This window comes from Anaeromyxobacter sp. SG66 (assembly GCF_022690805.1).
Lineage (GTDB): Bacteria > Myxococcota > Myxococcia > Myxococcales > Anaeromyxobacteraceae > Anaeromyxobacter > Anaeromyxobacter soli.
In genome coordinates this window covers 1-10,114 of record NZ_JALCZC010000134.1, presented here as the reverse complement: position 1 = coordinate 10,114, position 10,114 = coordinate 1, and the positions used below count along the sequence as shown (strand labels likewise).

The following is a 10,114-nucleotide window of genomic DNA, read 5'->3' as shown; positions in this document are numbered from 1 at the left end:
GCGCGGGGCCGGCCCCGCGAGCACGGGCCGGAGCCCCACGGCGGGGGCGGCCGTGAGCGCCGCGACGGCGTCCGCGAGCGCCGCCGCGTCGAGGACGAGCTCCGCGCGCTCCGTGCGCGGCGTCGGCGGGGGCGCGGGCAGGTCCTTCAGGAGCCGGGAGAACTCGAGCTCGGAGAAGAGCGCGCGCACGCGCGAGTCGTCCGGACGTCTCCGCCCGAGCGCCTCGGGCGCGAGCGGGAGGGTGAGGTCGCAGCGCAGCGCCACGAGCTCCCGGTTCATCCGGATGCGCGCCGCGTTCGCGACGATCTTATCCTTCACCTTCTCGCCGCCGCGCGCGACCGCCGCCGGGATCTCGTCGGGCCGGCGCAGCATCTCCTCGACGGTGCCGAAGCGGCGCACCAGCGCCGCCGCGGTCACCTCGCCGATGCCCGCGATCCCCGGCACGTTGTCGATCTTGTCGCCCAGGATCGCCATGTACTCGACGACCTGGTCCGGCCGGACCCCGAGCTTCTTCTCGACCTCCGCGGGCCCGGTCCACCCGCCCCGGCCGCTCGCCTCGGCCATCGGGTCGTAGAGCGAGAGCTTCTCGTCCACGAGCTGCGCGAAGTCCTTGTCGCCCGTGACCACCACGACCTCGTAGCCCTGCTCGCGCGCGCGGCACGCCAGCGTGGCGATGACGTCGTCCGCCTCCACGCCTCCCTCCTCGATGCGCGGCACGGCGAGGGCGTCCGCCACCTCCCGCACGAGGGGGAACTGCGCGCGCAGATCGTCTGGCGCCTCGGGGCGGTTCGCCTTGTAGGTGGGGTCGATCTCGTTCCGGAAGCTCTTGCGCCCCGCGTCCATGACGAGCGCGACGTGCGTCGGCGCGTGCTCGCGGAGCGCCTTGAGGAGCATCGTCGTGAAGCCGTAGACCGCGTTGGTCGGCGTCCCGCGGGTGGTCGAGAGGTGCGGGATCGCGTGATAGGCGCGGAAGACGAAGCCCGAGCCGTCGATGAGCGTCAGGGTGGGCATGCGGGACGGAACGATAGTCCCACGCGCCGGCGCGGGCAGCGGGAAAACGCGGCGCGCCCGCGAGTCGCGAGGCGGTGCGGCGGAAACGTCGCGGCCCAGGGCCCGCGCGAGGGACGCCTCACCGCAGCGCGCAGCGCAGCCGCTCGGCGCACACGAAGTACTCGTCGCCGTCCTCGATGCGCCGGCGGGCGATCCGCTCGCGCCGGAACCACGTGCCGTTCGACGAGCCGAGGTCCTCGATGAGCCAGCCCGGCCCCTCGCGCACGATGGCGACGTGCTCGCGGGACACCTTCGCGCTGTCCACGACGAGGTCGCAGTGCCGTCCCCGGCCGATGACGAAGCGATCCTTCGCGACCGGCACCTCGGTGCCGTCGTCGCGCACGAGCACGAGCGCGGACGCGACGGCCGCCGCGGCCGACGGCGCAGGCGAGGCGGCCGGAGCCGCCGCGACGGCGGCCGGCACCGGCGGGGGCGCGCGCATCTCGCGCTCGAGCCGCGCGGCCGTGTCGAGCACCTGCTCCGCCACGACGGCGCGCTCGGCCCGCGGCAGGACGGGCGCCCCGGCCGCCGGAGGCGGGGCCCCCGGGCGCGTGGTCGCGGCGACGCTGCCGGGGACCACGTAGCCGTTGAGCCGCATGAACACGTGGACCGCCTGGTTCACGAGCGCCTCGCGGTCGGAGCCCATCTCCTCCGCCATCCGCTCGAGCGCCTCCCACAGGTGGTCGGCGATCGCGACCTGCCGGACCGTCTTCATGCGAGCGCTCCCGGGCGCCCGCGAGGCCCCCCGTCGCGCGCCGCCGAGCTCATCGGATCACCTTGATGGTGTTCACCGGCTCGCTCGGGCTGAAGTCGAGCACGAAGTCGTTCGCGTACGGGACGAGGAACCGGTAGCCCTCGGTGAGGAGGCGCTTCCGGGTGTCCGCGGAGAGGCCGGCCTCGCCGGCGATGGCGCTGCGATCGAAGCTCGAGACGGCGAGCGGCAGGACCGCGGCCGTCGAGGTCGGGGAGGTCGGCCCGCGGGAGCTCGGGGCGATCCCGCTGGCGGTGACGGCGGAGGTCTGCAGGAGCCGCAGCTGGCTCCAGAGCGTGTGGTCGTCCGCGGGGAAGACCTCCCCCTCCGCCACCGAGCCGTGATAGCCGACCTTGAAGGAGATGACGGGCCCGTTCGCCCGCGGGAACGGATAGAGCGCCGCGGGCCAGGCCTGGTAGCACTCCAGGTCGTCGCCAGGGGCGGCCTCGGTGCCGTGACACTGGTCGGACACGTGGTAGATGCGGCGCGCCTTGCGAGCCAGCACCAGCCGCTCGCAGACGAGCCGGCACGCGGCGTCGCAGGTGCTGAACCCGGCGGGCGGGGTCCGCCAGTCGGCCGGCCAGGGCAGGAGCGGGCACTGGGCCGCGAGGGCGTCCTCGTCCTCGTACTGCAGCGCGAAGTCGGGCGTGGTGGCGACGTCCGCCGCCGGCACGAGCTCCGGCCGCCCGGCGTAGCCGCTCGCGGTCCCGGTCAGCATGAGCCCCGAGGCGCGCACGCGGGCCTGGACGCCGACGGCCCCTGCGCGGAGCGCCTGGAGGCACGCGGGCCAGTCGCGCCACGGGCCGACCGAGCCGTCCGTGTTCACCTTGGGTCGCGGGTCGTCGAGCGGCTCGAGCGCGAGCGCGCCGCCCGGGTAGGCGTCGGCGGGCGGCAGGAGCTCCGTCACCCGGGCCTCGATGGCAGCGTCGCTGGGACAGCCCGCGACGGCGGGGGCGTAGATCTCGGCGAGGTCCCCCACCCGCACGGCGAACGTGGGGTCGTAGACGCGCACCACCTCGGTGAACGGCGTGGCGCCCGAGCCGGTCACCGGCACCTGCATGGCGACCCAGGTCCCGCCGCCGGCCGTGGCGCCGGTCTGGCCGCGGTGCGCCTCGAGCCCCGGGAGCAGCCCCTGGAACGAGACCACCCAGGTCTCGTTGCCGGTGAACCCGGGCGTCACGTGCACGCCCTTCTGGATCTCGGTGGTGTCGTACCCGAGCTTCCACGTCTCGCCGTCGAGGAACCAGACGCCGAAGATGCGCGGGTGGTCCTCGCCCTCCACCGTCGCTCCCAGCGCGAGCCCTGTCGTGACGCGCGTCTTGGTCTTCGCGCGGATGATCGACAGGTCGTTCGGGACGGCGTACCGGCCCAGATCGGCGTAGTAGATCCGCCCGTTCGCGGACGGGATCGCCGCGACGGCGGTCGTGGCGCGGCGCCCGGTGCCGGGCGCGATCTTCATGAACCCGGTCGGGAAGAGGGCCTCCTCGCCCGGCGGCGGCGTGGCGGGAGGCTCCGCGACGGCCAGCCCGAGCGGGAACTCCGGCAGCGTGATCGGCGCCAGGTACGGCATGAGGCCGGCGTAGTCCGGAACGATGCCGCCGGTCGCCGGATCGATGACCGCGATGCCGCAGCCGATGCGGTGGTTCGGCCCGCAGCGCGTCGGATCGACCACGGCGTAGACGCGATCCACGGCCGTGGCCTGGAACTCGCTGGTGTCGTCGTAGAAGGCGCCGTAGATGGCCGAGGGCCACTCCGTGAGCCGCTCCTGCAGGCGCGCCGCGGCCACGAACCGCGTCGGCGCGCGGGCGTCGAGCGCGCGGATCGTCCAGTCGGCGGGCGCACCTGCCACCGTGATCTCGGCGACGCCCTCCACCGCGCCGATCGGATCGGGGGACGCGGCGTACAGGTGGAGCGGGTCGTGGGGGTTCATCGCGAGCGAGACGACGTCGAACGGAGCGCCGCCGGCGTCGAGGGAGCGCACCGAGGCCTCTCCGCGCACGATCCCCGGGCCGTCCGCCGCCCGCGAGTACTCGACGATCGCCAGCCGGGCGCCGGTGAGAGCGGCGACGACGCGGACGCGGCCCGGGGTCCGGCCGGGAGGGCTGGCGCCGTCCGGCACCGGGATCGCGGCGAGGGCCACGATCGCGGCGCCGGGCGCGAGCGCGGCGAGGTCGGCCTCGTCCACGATGCGGGCCGACGCGTTCCAGGTCTCGACGAGCTGCAGCGCCGGCACCGCGGCCGACGCGACGACGAGGAGGTCCGCCTTCGCGGCGTCCCCGGTGCCGTCCCAGAGCGACGACGCGGCGAGCAGCGTGGGGCGCGGATCCGGAACCGGCACGGCGAGCGAGCGGACGATGACGGGCGCGAGGACCGGCGCGTCGTCCACCGCGTCGACGAGGGTCAGGTCCGAGCGCGCGGCGTTCGCGATGGCGAAGTACGGGTGCAGCCCGGCGTTCTTGGGCGTGAAGCCGTTGTACGCCACCACCGACGACGGCCCCGAGAGCCCGACGCCGATGGAGGTGCTGCTCTTTCCGCACGCGGCCAGGGCCGCGAGCGCGAGGAAGGCCAGCCGTCTCTTCACGGCGTCACCCCGATCCGGTCCTCGACGCGCGGGTCCGCCGCGGTCCACGGCGCGTCGAGCGGGATGTCGATGGGCGTCACGAACCCGTCCTTGAAGGAGGAGACGAACAGGCGCGCCTTGGCCCCGTCGTCGCGGACGGCGAGGCCGAACGGCTGCCGCCCGAACAGCGGGATCCCGGTGTGGGGATCGCGCCCGATCACGCGCACGAGCGCGCCCTGCTCGTCGTCGTAGATCCAGAGGAGCCCGTCGTCGGAGGCGGTGACCGCGACGAGATCGCCCATCCCCGGCCTCGGCGGCAGCACCTTCACCTCGTTCGCGCCGAGCCCCACGTCGTAGATCCCGACGACGCGTGGCTGGAGGCCGGACCGCTCCTCGACGAGGTCGATGACGAGGAGCACGCCTCCCACGTCGAACCCCGGACGCCCCCCGATCGCGCCGGCGAGATCGGCGTTGTAGACGCGCGCCGCGACGTACGCGCGGCGCGTCCGGCCGTCCTGCGGGTTCGACAGCGCCATGCCGCGCGCCTCGACTCCGCGGAGGAACACCGCGAGGTCCATGCCGAACACCGGGCAGCCGCCCTCCGAGACGGCCGCGTCGATCGCGCAGTCGCCCGCCAGGTCGAGCCAGCGGAACGGCGCGGTCGTGCCGCTCTCGATGGCGGTGAAGAAGAGCCGGTCGGTCTGCGCGTCGTAGGCGAAGCTGCGCACCGGCCCGAGCCCGACGTCCCGGTTGCGGGTGGCGCCGGTCCGGAGGTCCACCTCGGAGATCTGGCCGCGGCTCCCCGGCGTGCGCAGGAAGCCGACGTACGCGCGCGCCCGCGGCTCGCCGCCGGCGACGGCGGGCGGGCGGCACACGGCGAGGACGCCGTACGCGTCCGCCACGTCGCTGCGCAGCGGCAGGCGGCACCCGGCGCCGCAGGACAGCTCGCCGCCGGCGCCGACGCCGATGCGATAGAGCGCGTTCCCCTCGCGCGCGGGGACGAGCGCGAGCGACTCGGGCAGCCCGCAGACCGCTGCGTCGGCGACGGAGAGCTCCCCCGCGAAGCTGGCGATGCGGACGCCCTTCCCGAAGGTGCTCGGGGACGCCTGCACGTCGACCGGGATGACGCTCCCGCCGTCGTCGAGCCCGTAGGCGAGCTCGAAGTTGGAGGAGACGACGAGCAGGTCGCTCCCCGACATCCCGAGGGCGATCGGCGCGCTGAACCGGTCGAGCGGGGCCGGGTCGGCGGACGGCGGGGTGCCGCAGGCTGCCAGCGCTGCGGCGGCGGCGGCGAGGAGCGCGTTTCTGACGTGGGCGGGCACGGGTGAGCGCGAACCGTAGCCGCGGGGTCGGGAGCCGGTCAAGGTCGGGATGCTCACGCCTGGGCCGGCGCCTCGGCCTGGATCTTCCGGAAGTCTGCGACGCCGGAGAAGAGCGCCGCGACCCGCCGCATGAGCCCGAGCCGGTTCGCGCGGACCTGCGGATCCTCCGCCATGACGAGCACGTCGTCGAAGAACCGCGCGACCGCGGGCTCGAGCTCGGCGACGTTCCGCAGCACGCCCGGGTAGTCGCGGGTCGTACGGAGCGTCGCAGCCTCCGCCTCGACGCGCTCGAGCTCCGCCAGCAGGTGGCGCTCGGCCTCCTCGCGCAGGAGGTGGGGATCCACCGCCGCCCCCGTCCCGCCCCCGGCCTTCTCCTGGATGTTCGCGACGCGCTTGAACGCCAGCGCGAGCGGCACGAAGTCGGGCCGCGCCTTCACCTGCGCGAGCGCCTCGAGGCGCCGGCGGGCGTCCACCACGTCGTCGAAGCCGGCGGCGAGCACCGCGTCCACGAGGTCGCCGTCGAGCTCGTCGCTCCACAGCGCGCGCAGCCGCCCGCGGACGAAGTCGAGCACCTGCTCCGCGATCACGGCACGATCGGCCGCGAGGCTCACCCCCGCGAGCGCGTCGAGCGTCTGCTCGACCGCCGCGGAGAGGGACAGGTGATACCCGCGGGCGAGCAGGATGCGGAGGATGCCGATGGTGGCGCGGCGCAGGCCGAACGGGTCGGCGGCGCCGGTGGCCTTCTCGCCCACGCCGACGATCCCGACGAGCGAGTGGAGCCGGTCCGCGATCGCGACGAGCGCGCCGACGTCGCCCCGGGGCATCTCTCCCGAGGCCCCCACCGGCCGGTAGTGATCCTCGATCGCGTCCGCGATCTCCGGCTTCAGGCCCTCGAGCCGGGCGTAGTGGCCGCCCATGACCCCCTGCAGCTCGGGGAACTCGCCGACCATGCCGGTGGTGAGGTCGGTCTTGGCGAGCCGCGCGGCCTCGACCACGTCGGGCACGAGGTCCTCCCGGTCGACGGCCTTGGCGAGCGCGCTCGCGATCGCCACGATGCGGTCGGTGCGCGCGAGCTCGCTCCCGAGCCGCGCCTGGAACGTGCGCCGCCCGAGGTCCTCGATGCGATCGCGCAGGGGCCGGCGCTTGTCCTCCTCGAAGAAGAACCGGGCGTCCGCGAGCCGCGCGCGCAGCACGCGCTCGTAGCCGTGGCGGGCGACCTTCGGGTCCCTCACCGGCGTGCCGGAGATCGCGACGAACCGGTTCTTGAGCCGGCCCTTCCCGTCCACCACGGCGAAGTAGCGCTGGTGGTTCCGCATCTCGGAGACGACCACCTCGGGCGGCAGGTCGAGGTTCGACCGCTCGAACTCGCCCGCGACGCCGGTCGGGTGCTCGACGAGGTACAGCACCTGCTCGACGAGCGGCTCGTCCGGCCGGATCTTGCCCCCGGCCGCCTTGGCGGCCTTCGCGAGCTCGAGCTCGAGGACCGCGCGCCGCTCGACCGGATCGGCGAGGACCTTCGCCCGGCGGAGCTTCGCGACGTAGTCCTCCGGGGTCCCCGCGAGCGCGATCGCCTTGGGCGCGGCGAAGCGGTGCCCGAACGTCACCTTCCCGGAGACGATCTCGCCGTGGCGGACCTTCAGCGTCCGGCCGCCGTAGAGCGCGACCATCCAGCGGATCGGGCGCGCGAAGGTCGCGTCGTCGAAGCGCGAGCGCATCGCCTTCCTGAAGCGGAGGCCCGCGAGGAGCCGCTCGAGGAGCTCGGGCAGGACCTGCTCCGCCCTGCGCCCCTTCTCCACCTTCGTCACCGCGACCCGCTCGCCCTTCGGCGTCTGGGCCCGCTCGAGCTTCGACACCTCCACGCCCTGGCTCTTCGCGAACCCGAGCGCGGCCGGCGTGGGGTTGCCGCCCGCGTCGAACGCCTGGGCCACGGGCGGCCCGAACGCCTCCGTCTTGGCGTCGGTCTGGCGCTTCGCGACGTCGCGCGCCCACACGGCGAGCCGCCGCGGGGTGCCGACGGCCTTCACCTCGCCGTGGGAGAGCCGCGCGGCGTCGAGCGCCTTCGCGAGATCCTCCTCGAGCTGCTTGAGCGCCGGCGGCACGAAGCCCGCCGGGATCTCCTCCGCGCCGATCTCGAACAGAAGGTCCGCCATCTGGTGTCTCTCGTGGGGTAGGAGGTATCGGACCGTCAGGCCTGCCGCGGCCGCTCGTCTCGCGCCTGCGACCGCTCGCCCTGAGCCTGGCGGAGGGCCTCTCGCGCCTCTCGCGCGAGGCGCGCTGCCTCGACCGCCTTCTTCCGCTCCGCGGGCGGCAGGAGCGGGAACCCGAGCGCCTCGCGCGAGTCGAGGTAGCCCCGCGCGCACTCGTGGGCGAGCGCGCGGACGCGCCCGATGTACGCCGCCCGCTCCGTCACGCTGATCGCGCCGCGGGCGTCGAGGTTGTTGAACGTGTGCGAGCACTTGAGGCAGTAGTCGTACGCGGGCAGCGGGAGCTTCGCCGCGAGGAGCCGCTTGCACTCGGCCTCGTAGATGTCGAAGAGCCCGAAGAGCATCTTCGGATCCGCGACGCGGAACGAGTACTCGCTCATCTCCACCTCGTTCCGGTGGAAGACCTCGCGGTAGCGGACGCCCTTCACCCACTCGACGTCGAAGACGTTCTCCACGTCCTGCAGGTACATGGCGATGCGCTCGAGGCCGTAGGTGAGCTCCGCCGCCACCGGCCTCACCTCGAACCCGCCCGCCTGCTGGAAGTAGGTGTACTGGGTGATCTCCATCCCGTCGCACCAGACCTCCCAGCCGAGGCCCCAGGCGCCGAGCGTCGGGCTCTCCCAGTCGTCCTCGACGAAGCGGATGTCGTGCTCGAGGGGGTCGATCCCGATCGCCTTCAGCGAGCCGAGGTAGAGCTCCTGCACGTCGGGCGGGTTGGGCTTCAGGATGACCTGGAACTGATGGTGCTGGTACAGGCGGTTCGGGTTCTCGCCGAAGCGGCCGTCGGCCGGGCGGCGGGAGGGCTCGACGTACGCCACGTTCCAGGGCTCGGGCCCGAGCACGCGCAGGAAGGTCGCGGGGTTCATCGTCCCCGCCCCGACCTCCTGATCGTACCCCTGGGCGAGGATGCAGTTGCGGCCCGCCCAGTAGGTCTGGAGCTTCAAGATGAGGTCCTGGAAGTACACGCGCGCGCCTCCTCGACCGGCGCGCGTCGCGCGGCGGCCCCGTCACCGGAGCCGGCGACGGTAGGGCCGTAAGGGTGCGGTGTCAAACCGAAACATCGCCGGCGCGGGGGAGCCCGGCGACCGCGCCGACGCGGGTGCAGACGCGGCCGGCGACGCGGTTCGCGAACGCGACCGCCCGCTCCAGATCCGCGCGCGCCAGCGCCTCGATCGGGCCACGTCCGGCGATCGCCGCGAGGAGGCCGGCCACGAAGCCGTCGCCGGCGCCGGTGGTGTCGACCACCTCCACCGGCTCCGCCGGGACGTGGAAGAGGTCGTCCCCGCGCCGGACGAGCGCGCCGCGCTCGGCGAGGGTCACGCACGCGAGCGGGACCCCCAGCGAGGCGAGCCGCGCCGCCGCGCGGGCGGGGTCCCCCTCCCCCGTCACGAGCTCCGCCTCCTCCTCCGACACCTTCACGAGCGTGCATGCGGGCACCACGTCCGCGCAGAGGCGGCGGAGCGCGCCGAGATCGTCCCACAGGTGCGCGCGCACGTTCGGGTCGAACGAGACGGACAGGCCGAGCGAGCGCGCCGCGGCGACCGCCGCGCGCAGCGCCTCCTGTCCCTCGGGCAGGACGTGCGCGGAGGAGCCCACGTGCAGCCACGCGGCGCGCGAGAGGAGGCCGCGATCGACGTCGCCGGGGGCGACGAGCTTGTCCGCCGAGAAGCGCGCGTTCGGCGAGAAGAAGCTCCGCTCGCCGCGGGCGTCGAGGGCCACGAACCAGATGCCGGTCGGCCGCTCGCGGGTGAGCCGGAAGGCGCAGCGCACCCCCTCCTCCTCGAGCTTGCGGACGAGGAGCCTGCCGAAGGGATCGTCGCCGAGCACTCCCCGGAAGGCGACCCTCGCCCCGAGGCGCGCGAGCCCCGTCGCGACGTTCGCGGGGGCGCCGCCGGGGCAGGCCTCGAAGCGATCGCAGTCCTCGAGCCGCCCGCGCCGCTCCGGGAGGAAATCGACGAGCGCCTCGCCCAGGCAGACCACGTCGAGGTCGCGCTGCATGCGTCAGTCCCCGAGCAGCGGCCCGATCTCGTCGAGGAACCGGCGCGCCGCGAGGCGCCGGCCGAGGTGGTGCTCGATGAAGGCCGCGAGGGCGTCGCGCGCCTCCCGCCCGATCGCCGGCGAGAGCGCCGCCTCCGCCCCGCCGAGCCCGGCCGCCTGGAGCCGCGCGAGCGCGGCGGCGGCGCCGGCGGACAGCCAGGGGGCGCCGGGCGCGGCCTGCGGCGCGCAC

Annotated in this window: 8 protein-coding genes; all 8 read right to left on the bottom strand. The window is 74.7% G+C overall.

Annotated features, from left to right (window positions below; translation table 11 throughout):
* Window positions 1–1,011 (bottom strand): 5'-3' exonuclease H3TH domain-containing protein (locus tag MNZ39_RS21575; protein ID WP_305037344.1); only part of this gene is annotated, 1,011 nt, incomplete at its 3' end.
* A gap of 118 nt (window positions 1,012–1,129) precedes the next feature.
* On the bottom strand, window positions 1,130–1,765 hold the full coding sequence (locus MNZ39_RS21570) for an FHA domain-containing protein (RefSeq protein WP_242341163.1): 636 nt from the start codon (window positions 1,763–1,765) through the stop codon (window positions 1,130–1,132).
* A gap of 49 nt (window positions 1,766–1,814) precedes the next feature.
* The gene (locus MNZ39_RS21565; protein WP_242341162.1) at window positions 1,815–4,382 is read right to left on the bottom strand and encodes a hypothetical protein; all 2,568 of its coding nucleotides are present in this window, start codon (window positions 4,380–4,382) and stop codon (window positions 1,815–1,817) included.
* Window positions 4,379–5,683, bottom strand: coding sequence for a hypothetical protein (locus MNZ39_RS21560; RefSeq protein ID WP_242341161.1), 1,305 nt, complete (start codon window positions 5,681–5,683; stop codon window positions 4,379–4,381). Before MNZ39_RS21560 ends, MNZ39_RS21565 begins: the two co-directional genes overlap by 4 nt.
* A 53-nt stretch (window positions 5,684–5,736) precedes the next feature.
* Complete coding sequence (glyS, locus tag MNZ39_RS21555; RefSeq protein WP_242341160.1) at window positions 5,737–7,833, bottom strand: glycine--tRNA ligase subunit beta; 2,097 nt, start codon at window positions 7,831–7,833, stop codon at window positions 5,737–5,739.
* 35 nt (window positions 7,834–7,868) lie between these two features.
* Window positions 7,869–8,852, bottom strand: a complete 984-nt coding sequence (locus MNZ39_RS21550) for a glycine--tRNA ligase subunit alpha (protein ID WP_242341159.1) — start codon at window positions 8,850–8,852, stop codon at window positions 7,869–7,871.
* 82 nt (window positions 8,853–8,934) lie between these two features.
* Window positions 8,935–9,885, bottom strand: a complete 951-nt coding sequence (locus tag MNZ39_RS21545) for a carbohydrate kinase (protein WP_242341158.1) — start codon at window positions 9,883–9,885, stop codon at window positions 8,935–8,937.
* A gap of 3 nt (window positions 9,886–9,888) precedes the next feature.
* Window positions 9,889–10,114, bottom strand: a 226-nt coding sequence (locus tag MNZ39_RS21540) for a DNA repair protein RecO C-terminal domain-containing protein (protein WP_242341157.1), incomplete at its 5' end; no start/stop codon positions are given.

Coding starts and splice junctions, on each gene's coding strand:
- MNZ39_RS21570 (WP_242341163.1), bottom strand. CDS start 1,765: ATGAAGACGGTCCGGCAGGTCGCGATCGCCGACCACCTGTGGGAGGCG.
- glyS (WP_242341160.1), bottom strand. CDS start 7,833: ATGGCGGACCTTCTGTTCGAGATCGGCGCGGAGGAGATCCCGGCGGGC.
- MNZ39_RS21545 (WP_242341158.1), bottom strand. CDS start 9,885: ATGCAGCGCGACCTCGACGTGGTCTGCCTGGGCGAGGCGCTCGTCGAT.